This window comes from Microbacterium memoriense (assembly GCF_025398275.1).
GTDB lineage: Bacteria > Actinomycetota > Actinomycetes > Actinomycetales > Microbacteriaceae > Microbacterium > Microbacterium memoriense.
Map to the genome: position 1 here is coordinate 200,296 of NZ_JAODOR010000010.1, position 12,998 is coordinate 213,293.

The window sequence follows — 12,998 nt, forward strand, 5'->3', positions numbered from 1 at the left end:
GATGCAGCCCACGGGTGGCTCGGTCGCCGCGTTCGTCGCTCAGGTCACTCCGGCGACGCGCGGACGCGATGCCGACACGCTCATCGCGCTGATGCGCGAGATCACCGGTCGAGAACCGGAGTTGTGGGGCACCGTCATCGGCTTCGGCAGCTGTCACTACCGGTATCCGACCGGCAACGAAGGCGACATGCCGCTCCTCGCCTTCGCGCCACGGAAGGCTGCCTCCACGATCTACCTCGACGACGCGGGTGCGCACACGGCAGCCCTCGCCGAGCTCGGCCCGCACACGACGAGCGTCGCCTGCCTGTATGTGAAGGATCTGACCCTGGTCGACCTCGAGGTGCTGCGCGGCATCCTGACCGCGTCGTACACGGCGACGACCTCCGGCGACAACGAGGACGCGACGATCACCGTCACCGGCTGACTCAGCGGCTCCTCCCCCGGACCATGTCCCACTTATGGCCGCTTTCGGCGCTCTGAACCAGCCACATTTGGGACAAACCCCACTGCAAGTGGGACATCCCCAGGGTTCCCCAGCACCCCGGGGACCATGTCCCACTTATGGCTGCTTTCGGCGCTCTGAACCAGCCACATTTGGGACAAACCCCACCGGAAGTGGGACATCCCCAGGGTTCCCCAGCACCCCGGGGACCATGTCCCACTTATGGCTGCTTTCGGCGCTCTGAACCAGCCACATTTGGGACAAACCCCGCCGCAAGTGGGACATCCCCTGGCCAGAGTGGGACAAGGGTGAAGGGGATGGCGGATGCCGGGGTCAGGCGCCGCGGAGGCGCTCGGACAGATACGCGACAAGAGCCTCGAGCGGCACGCGCTCTTGGGCCATCGTGTCGCGGTCGCGGACGGTCACCGCGTTGTCGTCGAGCGAGTCGAAGTCGATCGTGACGCACAGCGGCGTGCCGATCTCGTCCTGGCGGCGGTAGCGACGGCCGATCGCGCCGGCGTCGTCGAAGTCGACGTTCCAGCCCTGCGCGCGCAGCGTGTCGGCAACCTCGCGCGCGAGCGGCGAGAGGCGTTCGTTGCGGCTGAGCGGCAGCACCGCGACCTTGACCGGCGCGAGGCGCGGGTCAAGCCCGAGCACGGTGCGGGTGTCGGTGCCGCCCTTGGAGTTCGGCACCTCTTCTTCGCGGTAGCTGTCGACGAGGAAGGCCATCATCGAGCGGGTGAGACCGAACGACGGCTCGATCACGAACGGAGTGTACTTCTCGCCCGTCGCCTGGTCGAAGTAGGTGAGCGACTGACCGGATGCCTCGGTGTGGCTCGTGAGGTCGTAGTCGGTGCGGTTGGCGACACCCATGAGCTCGCCCCACTCCTTGCCGGTGAAGCCGAAGCGGTACTCGACATCGATCGTCCCGGCGGAGTAGTGCGCGCGGTCGTCTTCGGGAACGTCGAACTGACGCATGTTCTCGGGGTCGATTCCGAGGTCGATGAACCAGTCCCAGCAGGCCGCGACCCAGTGCTCGAACCACTCCTGCGCGTCGGCGGGCGGGACGAAGAACTCAATCTCCATCTGCTCGAACTCGCGGGTGCGGAAGATGAAGTTACCGGGCGTGATCTCGTTGCGGAATGCCTTGCCGACCTGGCCGATGCCGAACGGGGGCTTCTTCCGCGACGAGGTGTGAACGTTCGAGAAGTTCACGAAAATGCCCTGCGCCGTTTCGGGGCGCAGAAAGTGCAGGCCGCTTTCGTCGTCCACGACACCGAGGTACGACTTGACGAGACCGGAGAAGGCCTTCGGCTCGGTGTACTGACCCTTCGTGCCACAGTTCGGGCACGGCACGTCCGCCAGCCCGTTCTCGGCCGTACGCCCCTTGCGTGCCTCGAAGTCCTCGATGAGGTTGTCGGCGCGGAAGCGCTTGTGACACTGCAGGCATTCCACGAGCGGGTCGGTGAAGGTCGCGACGTGTCCGGATGCCTCCCACACGCGCTTGGGCAGGATCACCGACGAGTCGAGACCCACCATGTCGCCACGCCCGCGGACGAAGGTCTGCCACCACTGCCGACGGATGTTCTCCTTCAGCTCCGTCCCCAGGGGGCCGTAGTCCCACGCGGAGCGGGAGCCGCCGTAGATCTCACCGGCCTGGAACACGAACCCGCGGTGACGGGCGAGGGCGATGACTTTGTCGAGGCGGGACTGCTCGGCCACAGGTGGCTCCAAATGGTCGTGTGCGGGAGTGCGAGAAATCGCGGATGCCGCGAAGAAGGCGGCATCCGTCGATTCTACCGGCGGCTCATCGGAGGAACGTGATGCTCATCGGGTAGGTGTACCACTCGCCCGCGTTGGCTTTCACCGCCGCGATGATCGAGAACACGATGCGCAGCACGTAGACGGCTGCCAGGATCACGAAACCGATGAGGACAATGGTGAGGATCCACCCGACGATCTCGGCGATCACCAGCGTGAGCTGGAAGTTCAGCGCGGTCGCGGTGTGCGCGCGGACGAACGGCCCGCGATCCTTCATCACGATGTAGCCGATGAGGGCGGGGAGGAAGCCGAAGAAGATGCCGCCGACGTGGACGAGGGTCGCCCACATCTTTTCGTCGGACGGGTTCAGCGGCTGCGGCGCGGCGGGATACGGGGGCGGGGGCATGGTCATGACTCGAGCCTAGAGCGGCCGCATCCCGGACGGAATCGGGTTAGCCCGACGCCTCTGCGCGCCACCGGGTACGGTCGAAGGACATAGTCGCAACACAGAAAGTCGAGTGCTCGTGGACAATCTCTTCGCCGCCGGAAGCACGCTCGTGATCATCGGGATCGCCGCCGTCGCCGCCATCATCCTGCTGGTCTTCATCCTGATCATGGTGCGCGCCTGGTACAAGGTGGCCAAGGCCGACCAGGCGCTCGTCGTCGTCGGTCGCAATCAGCGGAATGCCGCCGGAGATTCGTCGCGAATCTCGGTGATCACCGGTGGCGGCGCCCTGGTGAATCCGCTGACGCAGCGTGCCGAGATGATTTCGCTCCGCGCACGCCAGATCAAGATCGAGCCGACGGCGCAATCATCGACGGGTGTCACGGTGAACGTCAGCGGAGTCGCGCTGGTGAAGATCGGGTCGGATCCCGAGCTGGTGCGTCGCGCCGCCGAGCGCTTCCTGTCGCAGGACAGCGCGATCGAGCAGTTCACGACCGAACAGCTCGAAGGCGCGCTGCGTGGGGTCGTGGCGACGCTGACCGTCGAACAGCTCATGAACGACCGGCAGAAGCTGTCAGACCAGATCGCCGACGGGATCAAGAGCGACCTGCTCTCCCAGGGGCTCATCCTCGACTCGTTCCAGATCCAGGGCGTCACCGACAAGAACGGGTACATCGACGCGCTCGGCGCGACCGAGGTCGAACGCGTGCGTCGCGAGGCGGACGTCGCCCGAATCAATGCCGCCCGCGAAGTGCGCGCCCGCCAGATCGCGACCGACGAGGCGAACCTCATCGAGCAGACCGCGTTCGACAAGAACTCCGCGGACGCCGCTGCCCAGGTCGGGCGCGCCCGCGCCGAGGCCGACCAGGCCGAAGCACTCGCCCGCGCCGAGCGCGAACAGGCGGTCCTCCTGCAGGGTGCCGAGAACAAGCAGGCCCAGCTCGATGCCGACATCAACAAGGTCGCCGATGCTGATCTCTACCAGCGCCAGCGCGGTGCCGACGCCGAGGCGTACGCGCAGGTCAAGGCGGCCGAAGCGCGCGCCCAGATCGCGGCACAAGAGGCCGAAGCCACACGGCTGCGCGCGCAGGCCGAGGCCGACGCCGTGCGTCTGGTCGGGCAAGCGCGAGCCGAAGCGATCTCGGCCGAAGCCGAGGCCCTCTCGAAGAACCAGGAGGCTCTGCTCGCTCAGCGCGCGCTCGAGACCCTTGTCCCGATGATGACCGAGTTCGCGCGCGGTTTCGACAAGGTCGGCTCGATCACGGTGCTCGGTGGCGAGGGCGCGTCTTCGCACATGGCCACCGAGTCGGCGGCAAGCATGCGTGCCACGTTCGACGCGGTCCAGGCGACCACCGGCATCGACCTGCGCGCCGTGATCCAGGGGCAGGCGACCGGTCGCGGGATGGCGCAGGGGCTCGCCCAGGAGTCCGACCGCGCGAAGACCCGCGCGACGGCGCCCGCCGGCCCGGATGCGGGCCTCGCCGAGGCCACCGCGATCGGCGCGCAGGTCGCCGCCGGCTCGCAACCCGACGCCTGACCGGCTGCTGGCCAGCGGGCTTTTCTCAGCAGCTGACCTGAACAGCTCCTGCAGCGCCGCGCGGACCGGCACAACGCGGCACGGAAGAACGCGCCGTCCGGCCTGCTGGAGCAGCCTCCTGCAGGAGTTGTTCAGGTCCACCGCGGCGTCCCGCCCTGGGGCGAACACCCACGCCGTACACCAGAAATGAACCCGGCCAGATACGTGGTGCGGCGGCTTCTGCCGTACGGAGTTGTCCGGGCTTACCCCGCACAGCTCTGACCCGCCTTCCCCCATCGCTAGCCTCGGACTCGCTCGGCGAATCGCGCCAGGTGGTCACGGCCGGAGGAGTACGCCATGGGGACGCTGACAGAACGATCGCTCCGGTCCTACATCGATAACGCGAAAGAGTCAGGAGAACTCGACGATCTGCGCCCGATCGGCCTGGAAGAGATCCGCTATGCGATGCGTCTCGGCCTCATCGTCAACCAGTTCGACGAGACGGGTGAGCCCGTCGGTATCCGCAGCGACGAGCTGTACTCCGGAGCGTTCCTGGAGCGTGCGCTGCCCACAGCCCGGCTCGACGCGAGTCTCTTGCGCGAGGCGCTGAGCACGATCGACGACGTCGATGCTCGTGGGCTTCGCTTGCACCGCGTGATCATCGACGGCCCGATAGACCTCAACTGGCTCACGGCTCCGTTCGCCATCGGCTTCGAGGGGTGCGTGCTGTCGGGTATTTCGATGGACCGCTTTTCTGCCCGACTTCTCAGTTTCGACAGTTGCCTCTTCATCGGCCCTCGCTCCGCCGTGGACGCAAGCGGCACCCACATCGAAGCAGACGTGCGGTTCTTCGGATGCGAAGGTTTGCAGCAGTTGTTTCTCGTGGACTCCCAGATCGGGAGCCTCGAGTTGCGGCCGGATTCGTTCCCCCGCGATGAGACGCTCCGCATGCGGGTCGTCCTCTCCGGAACACGCATCGAAACGCTCAGCATCGACGGCTCCGAGGGCGTGGAGTCGGTCGCGGCCATCGGCTCACCGAACCGCATCGAAATCGGCAGACTCATCCTGCACCTCCCCGAACGGCCCGCCGAAGACGCCCGTGCACACGAGTGGATCAGTGCATGGCTGCGCCGTGGCGCAGCAGGGTCTCACGCGCCACAAGTGTGGGAGCAGTTCGCTCGTGCGCTTGACGAGAGCGCTGATGCCGGTGAGGCCACCGAACTTCGCATCGAAGCGGAACGCGATCGTTCGCAGACGCGGCCGTGGTTTCGCCGGGCACTCGACTCCGTGCTGGATGTAACCACCGGCTTTTTCTACAAGAACACCCGCGCGCTGTGGTGGCTCCTCGGCTGCTGGATCGCCATCACCGCCGTGACGATTGCGGCCTTCGACGACGTCTATGCCTTGAATGCCGCCGCCGGCGCGCCCAACGCGGACCCAGGGTTCCGCGTCGCCTGGTCTCTCGTCTTCGCTGCGAACACAGCGATCATCCCTCTCGACCTCGGGTTCGCCGCGCTGTGGCCCAGCAGCGTCGGCCTCGTCGCAGCCTTCGGATTGCTCAAATTGCTGTCGATCATCCTCTTCGGACTCTTCATCGCGGGTGCGACCGGCCTGGTCAACCGGGGAAGATAGCTCGCTACCGCCGCAGTTCGACCCGCTCGACCGTGAAGGCATCGAGGGCCGCACGGTCGATCTCCACGCCGATCCCCGGTCCGGTCGGCACGCGCACGTGTCCGCCCTCGAGCACGGCCGGCTCGGTCACGATGTCGCGCGCGTAGAACCGATCCGACGCTGACACGTCGCCGGGGAGAGTGAAGCCCGGCAGCGCGGCGAGCGCCGCGTTCGCCGCGCGCCCGATCCCGGTCTCCAGCATCCCGCCGCACCACACCGGGATTCCCGCATCCCGGCACAGATCGTGGATCGCGACGGCCTCGAGGTAGCCGCCGATGCGCCCGGCCTTGATGTTGATGATGGATGCCGCGCCGAGCGCGAGCGCGTCGGCCGCGGCCTTGCGGGACGTGATCGATTCGTCGAGGCAGACGGGGGTATGCAAGCGCCGGGCGAGGGTGGCGTGGTCGACGAGGTCGTCTTCCTGCAGGGGCTGTTCGATCAGCAGGAGGTCGAAGCGGTCGAGCTCGGCGAGGGCGTCCGCGTCGGCGAGTGTGAACGCGGAGTTCGCATCGACCTGGAGCGGAATCGCCCCGAAGGCGTCTCTGACCGCGGCAGTGTCGAGGATGTCGCGACCGGGTTTGATCTTGATCTTGATGCGGACGTAGCCCTGATCGAGATAACCGCCGACGGTCTCGACGAGAGCGGCGGGATCAGCCTGGATGCCGACACTCACCCCGCTCGGCACACGATCGACCGTGGCGCCCAAGTATTCGCCGAGCGGGCGCCCCTCGGCCCGGAGCGCGGCGTCGAGGATCGCGAGTTCGAGGCCCGCCTTGACCATCCGGTGCCCGACGAAGGGCGCCAGCACCCCGGCGACCTTCTCGGGAGCGAGGGTACCGGCATCCAACAGCGCGGGAATCAGGAAGCGCGCGGCGACATCCCACGCGCCCTGCGTGTACTCGCTCGAGTACAGCGGCGCCTGCTGGGTGACGATCTCACCCCACCCCTCGCCATCGGAGGTCAGCGCGCGCACGACGATGACCTCGCGGACGGTCTCGGTCCCGAACGACGTCGTGAACGGAGCGACGAGCGGAAGGTGCAGAACACGAAGCTCGACACCCTCGAGTGTGACGGATGCGGCGGCGCGGGCGATCGGCATGCGCCCAGGCTAGTGCGGCGGCCGGGCCCCGAGCGCGAGCAGAGGGGATGTGCGCTCGGGAGGATGAATCCCGCGAATTCACCCTCACCTGCGCACATCCCCTCTCGCAATGCTCAGTTCACCGAGCGGGCGGATGCCGGGCCCCGAGCGCGAGCAGTGCTCAGTCGTCGACGACGGTGACCCGCACCTCGATGTTGCCGCGCGTCGCGTTGGAGTACGGGCACACCTGGTGGGCGGCATCGGCGAGCGCCTGCGCGACGTCATGATCGACGTCGGGGATGTTGACCTCGAGCTCGACGGCCAACTGGAACCCGCCCTCTCCGTTCGAGCCGATGCCGACGCGTGACCCGACGCTCGACCCCTCGATCGCGACCTTCTGCGCACGCGCGACGGACTGCAGCGCGCTGTGGAAGCAGGCCGCGTAGCCGGCGGCGAACAGGAGCTCGGGGTTCGGAGCGCCACCGGCGCCGCCCATCTCCTTCGGGACGCGCACGTCGAAGTCCAGGATGCCGTCGCTCGTGCGGACGTGTCCGTTGCGGCCGCCGCCGGTCGCGAGCGCCTCTGCGGTGTAGAGAGTGTCCATGGTGTGTCCTTTCGTGGAGGTCTTATGCGGCCGCGCGGTGGGTGGCCGCGAGCTCACGCATGCTGTCGGTGATCGCGCCCAGTTGGCGCAAGAGCTCGGGAAGGTCGCCCCCACCGCCGAGGAAGGCCGGGACCAGACAGCCGACGGCATCCATCACCGCGGCGTGGACCGTGCGCCCCTCGTCCGTGAGCCGCACGCGCACGACGCGCTCGTCGTCCGTGTCACGGCGTCGCGCGACGAGCCCTCGGTCGTCGAGTCGACGCAGCAGAGGCGAGAGCGTGCCCGAATCGAGGCTCATCTCGTCGCCGAGTTCGGAGACAGTGCGCTCCCCCGTCGCGAGCACGACCATCGCGAGGTACTGCGGATAGGTGAGCCTCCAGGGCTTCAGAACCTCGCGGTAGGCCTGCGTCGTCGCGTGGGATGCCGTGTACATCGCGAAGCAGACGAAGTCGTCGAGAGCGGTGGCCATACCAAAAGCATTGCACACAATTCAATTGTGCACAATGAGGCTACGGCAGCTCGGCGTAGGCCCGCACCGGGAACGTGCCGAACCCCTCGATCGCGGGCGGCGCCGCCGTGAACCGCGCGCCCGACGCGGGCACGTCCTCCAGCCGGGTGAGGTGCTCGACGACATGGATGCCGGCATCCAACAACAGCGTGTGCGCCGGACGCTCGCCGCCGGACTCGGTGTCGTCGATGTTGACCGAGTCGATGCCGACGAGCCTGGCCCCCGCCGCGATGAGGGCGCGAGCACCGTCCTCACTCAGGAACGGGGCCCCGGCGCCGTACTCCGGGGTGCCGAAGAATCGATCCCACCCGGTGTGCAGCAGGACGGCCGCGCCACCGAGGTCGCGACCGGCGAAGGTGTCGGCGCCGATCCCCCGGGTGCCCGCGTCCTGCAGGTGGAAGACTTCGGCGCGAAGGCCCACCAGGCTCGCGAGGTCGAGGCCCGCCAGGTCGGGACCCTCCGCGTAGCGATGGAACGGAGAGTCGAGATACGTGCCGGTGTTGCCGATCATCGTGATGATGTCCATCGCGAACTCGGTCCCGGGTGCATAGTTCGCGCGGGACGCCTCACGCGTGAGGTGCGAAGTGATCACCGGCGCGGGAAGCCCCGGGTACGTGACGAGTCCGGCGCGGATGGGGTGGCTGAGATCGACGATCGACATAGCCGCCAGCGTAGGGTTTCGCGCTGGCGGCCTACACACGCGGGCGCGAGGTTGGCAGAAATAACCGGCCAGTCGGCTCACATCCGACGGGCGAAGAGGTATCCGCGCTCGTCATCGAATCCGGTGACCACGAACCCGTCCGAGAGCAGCCCGCCGAAGGCATCGCGCACGCGGTAGCGCCACTCCAGCGCTTCGGTCGGATCGGCGCGGCGGAGGGTCTCGATGTCGTGCGGCACGGGGACCGACGTGACGACGTCCTCTTCACGCGGGGCGGATGCCGGTGCCGCCAGCGCCCACGACGCCATCAATCTGTCTGACTCATCGCCGCGGTTCACACCGTCGTCCATCGCGCCGTAGTGGTCGATCAGGTACTCGGTGATGTGCACGCCGAGCACCCGCACGTTGAAGTGCGCGTTGCGCGCGACGAGCGGGTCGAAGGTCCACGTGATGTGCCCCACGCCCTGCGCGAGCGCCCACACGCGCTGGTGATTCTTGAGCAATCGCCCGAGACTGCGGCCGCGATAGTCGGGCAGGATGCCGGTGATGTGCGAGTGCATCGATCGCTCCGCGGGCGCTGCGAACCAGGCTGCGGAGGCGCCGATCATCCGGTCGCCGTCGAAGAGGCCGACGGCATAGTTGCCCGAATGTGCGAGTGCGCGCAGCAGATTGGGCGGCATGCCGGTGCGATCGCCGCCCCAGACCTCGCTCAGCACCTCGCTCGCCGTGAAGATCTGCTCGACGGATTCCAGCGCGCGGATGTCGATGCCCGCGGGCTGATCGTCTGCCATGCCCCCAGGTTAGGCGCTGCGGCCGATCACGCGCATGCCGCACCGCAACGTCGCCGAGTGCGCTGGTTCGCGCCGAGCGCGCCGGTCGCCCGCCGTGCGGGAGGGGCGCAGTCGCGAGAAACCAGCGCACTCGGCGAAGGGAGCGACGGCCCCGGCCCCGGCGAGCGTGGATAGCCTCGATGAGTGAACACACGGGATGACGACGCGCGCCGCCGCAGGACCCGGATGCCGAGCCAAGGTGCGATCGTGGCCGTTCTCGCGACCGCCGGACTCTGCTCGTCGTTCATGTTCACGCTCATGGTGCCGATTCAGTCGAAGCTCCCGGAGCTCCTCGACGCCAGCCGCGAGGACACGGCGTGGGTCGTGACCTCCACGCTGCTCGCGGCGGCCGTCATCACGCCGATCGCGGGGCGGCTCGGCGACATGTACGGCAAGCGGCGCGTCGTCCTGGCCCTCGTCGCGGTGATGATCCTCGGTTCGGTGATCGCGGCACTCTCCCCCGGGATCATCGCGATCATCGTCGGCCGCACTCTCCAGGGCGCGATCGTCGGTGTCGTCCCGCTCGGCATCTCGATCATGCGGGACGTCCTGCACGCCGACCGCGTCGATGCGGCGATCGCGTTCATGAGCGCGACGCTCGGGGTGGGCGGCGCGCTCGGGCTCCCGATCAGTGCGCTCGTGACCGAGCGCAGCGACTGGCACCTCCTGTTCTGGATGGCCGCCGGGCTCGGCATCGTCGTCCTCGTCCTCGTGCTGTGGATCGTGCCGGTCAGCGTCCTCCGCACGGCGGGGCGGTTCGACTTCGTGGGCGCCGCCGGGCTCGCGGTCGGCCTCATCGGCATCCTTCTCGCGATCTCGCGCGGCAACGAATGGGGCTGGGATTCACCGCCGGTCCTGGCCTTCGGGCTCGGCGGGCTCGGCATCCTGCTGCTCTGGGGCTGGTTCGAATTGCGCATCGACGAGCCGCTTCTCGACTTGCGCGTCGCCGCACGACCCGCCGTGCTCCTCACCAATATCGCGTCGGTCGCGATGGGGTTCGCGCTCTTCGCGTCGAACGTCGTCTACCCGCAGATGCTCGAACTGCCGGTGGAGACGGGTGGATTCGGGCTGTCGCTGCTCGCCGCGAGCCTGGTCGTCATGCCGTCGGGCCTCGTGATGATGGCGCTCTCCCCCCTCTCTGGCCGCATCGCGCAGCGCACCGGGCCCAAGCTCCTCCTCCTTCTGGGAGCGCTGTCCCTCATCGCCGCGTACGGCTTCACGCTCGCGTTCTCGACCGAGGTATGGCACCTCCTCGTCGCGAACATCCTCATCGGTGCGGGCATCGGATTCGGCTACGCCTCCATGCCCATGCTCATCATGCGCTCCGTGCCGCAGAGCGAGACCGGCGCCTCAAACGGCCTGAACGCGCTGTTCCGCTCGCTCGGAACGAGCACAGCGGCGGCGGTCATCGGGGCGGTGCTGGCGACCTCCTCGACAGAGTTCGACGGCGTGCCGGTGCCGACGAGCGCCGGATTCACGCTGTCGCTGATCCTCGGTGGCGCCGCCGCGATCATCGCGCTCGTCGTGGCCGTGTTCATCCCCACCCGCGGTGGGTACACCGATGCTCATCCCGCCCTCCCCGCGCGCTAGCCAGTAGCGTCGTCGCATGAGTACGACGACCTCCGACGCCGCCGGACCCCGCGACCGCAACGATCACGACACGCGCTTCTTCGGCCAACCGTGGGCGCTCGCGCACATCTTCGGCGTCGAGATGTGGGAGCGCTTCAGCTTCTACGGCATGCAGGGCATCCTGCTCATCTACATGTACTACTCCGTCGCCCGCGGAGGCCTCGGGATCGACGAGGCGTGGCGACCGGCATCGTCGGCGCGTACGGCGGCGCCGTGTACCTCTCGACGATCTTGGGCGCCTGGATCGCCGACCGGGTCCTCGGCTCCCAGCGTGTTCCTCTCGGTCGCGCTCGGCACGGCCATCGCCGGGTCCCTCGCGAAGCTGTACGACCCGGCCGACCAGGTGCCCTACTTCTCCACGATCGGCGCGGTCGCGATCGCGATGGGCATCGCGCTGCTGCTGGCGGTCAAGCCGGTCCTGGCTCTCATGCGCGGCGTGCGCTGAGCATCTCGTAGGCCACATCGGCCCACGCGTCAACCCCATCGGCATCCCGTGACCGGGCACGTAACGTGAAGTCCAGATGGTCGGTGTCCACGCTGACCGGAACGAAAGGGGTTCCCCATGGGATTCGACGACAAGATCAAGAACACGGCGGAAGACCTCGGCGGCAAGGCCAAGGAAGCGGCTGGCAAGGTCTCGGGTAACGAGCGCCTCGAAGCCGAGGGTCAGACCGACCAGGCCAAGGCCGACCTGAAGAAGGCCGGCGAGAACGTCAAGGACGCGTTCAAGTAAGCCCCCGCTGCGATGCCCCCGCCGACTCGGCGGGGGCATCGTGCTGTCGCGACGCGGACGAGCCGACGAGCAGCATCCACACGTGGCTTCACCGCGCGCGCGAATAGGGGACGGCGGCGCGACACGGCAGAATCGAGTCATGTCTCCGGTCCACACGCCGCACCTTCTTCCCGCCCACGCCTGTCTCATCGTGCAAGGCAAGGACACCCCCGGGATCGTCGCGGCCGTGTCGGCGATGATCACGCGCATCGGCGGCAACATCGTCGCTTTCGATCAGTACTCCGACGATGCCCGCGGCGGTGCCTACTTCCAGCGGGTCGTGTTCCACCGCCCGAATTTCGCCGCAGACCGGCCGCAGATCGAGCAAGAAGTGGCTCGGACGCTCGCCGATTTCGAACTCGCGTGGGAGCTCACCGACCAGTCGGTCCCGAAGCGCATGGCGATCCTCGCGAGCAAACAGGACCACTGCCTCCTCGACCTGCTCTGGCGCCACCGCCGCGGCGACCTGCCCGTCACGATCCCGATGGTCGTCTCCAATCACACGACGACTGCGGAGGATGTCCGTAGTTTCGGCGTGCCGTTCTTCCACGTGCCCTCGGTGACCGGGCCCGATAAGGCGGCATCCGAAGCCGAGATCCTGAAGCTGCTCGTGGGGAACGTCGACTTCGTCGTCCTGGCCCGCTACATGCAAATCCTGTCCGGCGACTTCCTGTCCCAGCTGGGCGTGCCGGTCATCAACATCCACCACTCATTCCTGCCCGCCTTCATCGGCGCGGAGCCGTACAAGAAGGCCAAGGAGCGTGGCGTCAAGCTCATCGGCGCGACGTCCCACTACGTGACCGACGACCTCGACGAGGGACCGATCATCGAGCAGGACACCGTCCGCGTCACGCACGCCGAATCGGCGACGGAGCTCGCCCGCCGCGGCGCAGATGTGGAACGCCAGGTTCTGTCGCGCGCCGTCCTGTGGCACGCGCAAGACCGCGTGCTCCGCGACGGCAACCACACGATCGTGTTTTGACCCCATGTCCCACTTTCGGTTGTTTCTGAGCGTCAGAAGCAACCAGAAGTGGGACATGCTGTGCCGCAAGTGGGACACAAGGTGCGCACAGTGGGACGCGGG

The 12,998-nt window shown here is 67.7% G+C and carries 13 protein-coding genes and 1 pseudogene; 7 read left to right on the forward strand and 7 right to left on the reverse strand.

All coding sequences use genetic code 11. From position 1 onward, the window contains the following. Position 1: 1 nt before the first annotated feature. Positions 2-424 carry a DUF1801 domain-containing protein gene (locus tag N4R40_RS09140; protein ID WP_261607055.1) on the forward strand — a complete coding sequence of 141 codons (423 nt, stop codon included), beginning with the start codon at positions 2-4 and terminating at the stop codon, positions 422-424. Between the two features lie 351 nt (positions 425-775). Here N4R40_RS09140 and N4R40_RS09145 read toward each other — a convergent pair whose 3' ends face one another. Beyond that, positions 776-2,164: a glycine--tRNA ligase gene (locus N4R40_RS09145; protein WP_261607056.1), complete on the reverse strand. Its 1,389-nt coding sequence runs from the start codon at positions 2,162-2,164 to the stop codon at positions 776-778. Between the two features lie 85 nt (positions 2,165-2,249). Next, on the reverse strand, positions 2,250-2,615 hold the full coding sequence (locus N4R40_RS09150) for a DUF4870 domain-containing protein (RefSeq protein WP_261607057.1): 366 nt from the start codon (positions 2,613-2,615) through the stop codon (positions 2,250-2,252). A gap of 145 nt (positions 2,616-2,760) precedes the next feature. On the opposite strand from N4R40_RS09150, the gene N4R40_RS09155 reads away from it, so the two are divergent. Both N4R40_RS09155 and N4R40_RS09160 read left to right on the forward strand, forming a co-directional pair. Continuing rightward, positions 2,761-4,185: an SPFH domain-containing protein gene (locus tag N4R40_RS09155; RefSeq protein ID WP_407665860.1), complete on the forward strand. Its 1,425-nt coding sequence runs from the start codon at positions 2,761-2,763 to the stop codon at positions 4,183-4,185. Positions 4,186-4,521: 336 nt separating this feature from the next. Beyond that, on the forward strand, positions 4,522-5,796 hold the full coding sequence (locus tag N4R40_RS09160) for a hypothetical protein (protein ID WP_261607059.1): 1,275 nt from the start codon (positions 4,522-4,524) through the stop codon (positions 5,794-5,796). A 4-nt stretch (positions 5,797-5,800) separates the two neighbouring features. Here N4R40_RS09160 and menC read toward each other — a convergent pair whose 3' ends face one another. From menC to N4R40_RS09185, 5 genes are all read right to left on the reverse strand, one after another. Beyond that, positions 5,801-6,934 (reverse strand): o-succinylbenzoate synthase, encoded by a 1,134-nt coding sequence (gene menC, locus N4R40_RS09165; RefSeq protein WP_261607060.1) that lies wholly within the window; start codon positions 6,932-6,934, stop codon positions 5,801-5,803. A 160-nt stretch (positions 6,935-7,094) separates the two neighbouring features. Continuing rightward, positions 7,095-7,517 carry an organic hydroperoxide resistance protein gene (locus tag N4R40_RS09170; protein ID WP_261607061.1) on the reverse strand — a complete coding sequence of 141 codons (423 nt, stop codon included), beginning with the start codon at positions 7,515-7,517 and terminating at the stop codon, positions 7,095-7,097. Positions 7,518-7,539: 22 nt separating this feature from the next. Next, complete coding sequence (locus N4R40_RS09175; protein WP_261607062.1) at positions 7,540-7,986, reverse strand: MarR family winged helix-turn-helix transcriptional regulator; 447 nt, start codon at positions 7,984-7,986, stop codon at positions 7,540-7,542. Between the two features lie 40 nt (positions 7,987-8,026). Beyond that, a complete protein-coding gene (locus N4R40_RS09180; RefSeq protein WP_261607063.1) occupies positions 8,027-8,686 on the reverse strand; it encodes a cyclase family protein in 660 nt (219 codons plus the stop codon). 77 nt (positions 8,687-8,763) lie between these two features. After that, positions 8,764-9,474: a GNAT family N-acetyltransferase gene (locus N4R40_RS09185; RefSeq protein WP_261607064.1), complete on the reverse strand. Its 711-nt coding sequence runs from the start codon at positions 9,472-9,474 to the stop codon at positions 8,764-8,766. Between the two features lie 225 nt (positions 9,475-9,699). On the opposite strand from N4R40_RS09185, the gene N4R40_RS09190 reads away from it, so the two are divergent. The 4 genes and pseudogenes from N4R40_RS09190 (at position 9,700) to purU (ending at position 12,896) form a co-directional block, all read left to right on the forward strand. Beyond that, positions 9,700-11,103, forward strand: a complete 1,404-nt coding sequence (locus N4R40_RS09190; RefSeq protein ID WP_261607124.1) for an MFS transporter — start codon at positions 9,700-9,702, stop codon at positions 11,101-11,103. 16 nt (positions 11,104-11,119) lie between these two features. After that, positions 11,120-11,418: pseudogene (locus N4R40_RS09195) on the forward strand (MFS transporter); the annotation flags it as partial. A 286-nt stretch (positions 11,419-11,704) separates the two neighbouring features. Continuing rightward, positions 11,705-11,875 (forward strand): CsbD family protein, encoded by a 171-nt coding sequence (locus tag N4R40_RS09200; protein ID WP_261607065.1) that lies wholly within the window; start codon positions 11,705-11,707, stop codon positions 11,873-11,875. A 139-nt stretch (positions 11,876-12,014) separates the two neighbouring features. Then, entirely contained in the window at positions 12,015-12,896 is an 882-nt protein-coding gene (purU, locus tag N4R40_RS09205; RefSeq protein ID WP_261607066.1) for a formyltetrahydrofolate deformylase, read from the forward strand. Positions 12,897-12,998 lie beyond the last annotated feature (102 nt).

Excerpts from the sequence above, each read along its gene's own strand:
- N4R40_RS09160 (WP_261607059.1), top strand. The coding sequence starts at position 4,522 with ATGGGGACGCTGACAGAACGATCGCTCCGGTCCTACATCGATAACGCG.
- menC (WP_261607060.1), bottom strand. The coding sequence starts at position 6,934 with ATGCCGATCGCCCGCGCCGCCGCATCCGTCACACTCGAGGGTGTCGAG.
- N4R40_RS09185 (WP_261607064.1), bottom strand. The coding sequence starts at position 9,474 with ATGGCAGACGATCAGCCCGCGGGCATCGACATCCGCGCGCTGGAATCC.
- N4R40_RS09190 (WP_261607124.1), top strand. The coding sequence starts at position 9,700 with ATGCCGAGCCAAGGTGCGATCGTGGCCGTTCTCGCGACCGCCGGACTC.
- N4R40_RS09140 (WP_261607055.1), top strand. The coding sequence starts at position 2 with ATGCAGCCCACGGGTGGCTCGGTCGCCGCGTTCGTCGCTCAGGTCACT.
- N4R40_RS09170 (WP_261607061.1), bottom strand. The coding sequence starts at position 7,517 with ATGGACACTCTCTACACCGCAGAGGCGCTCGCGACCGGCGGCGGCCGC.
- N4R40_RS09200 (WP_261607065.1), top strand. The coding sequence starts at position 11,705 with ATGGGATTCGACGACAAGATCAAGAACACGGCGGAAGACCTCGGCGGC.
- N4R40_RS09150 (WP_261607057.1), bottom strand. The coding sequence starts at position 2,615 with ATGACCATGCCCCCGCCCCCGTATCCCGCCGCGCCGCAGCCGCTGAAC.
- N4R40_RS09180 (WP_261607063.1), bottom strand. The coding sequence starts at position 8,686 with ATGTCGATCGTCGATCTCAGCCACCCCATCCGCGCCGGACTCGTCACG.
- purU (WP_261607066.1), top strand. The coding sequence starts at position 12,015 with ATGTCTCCGGTCCACACGCCGCACCTTCTTCCCGCCCACGCCTGTCTC.
- N4R40_RS09175 (WP_261607062.1), bottom strand. The coding sequence starts at position 7,986 with ATGGCCACCGCTCTCGACGACTTCGTCTGCTTCGCGATGTACACGGCA.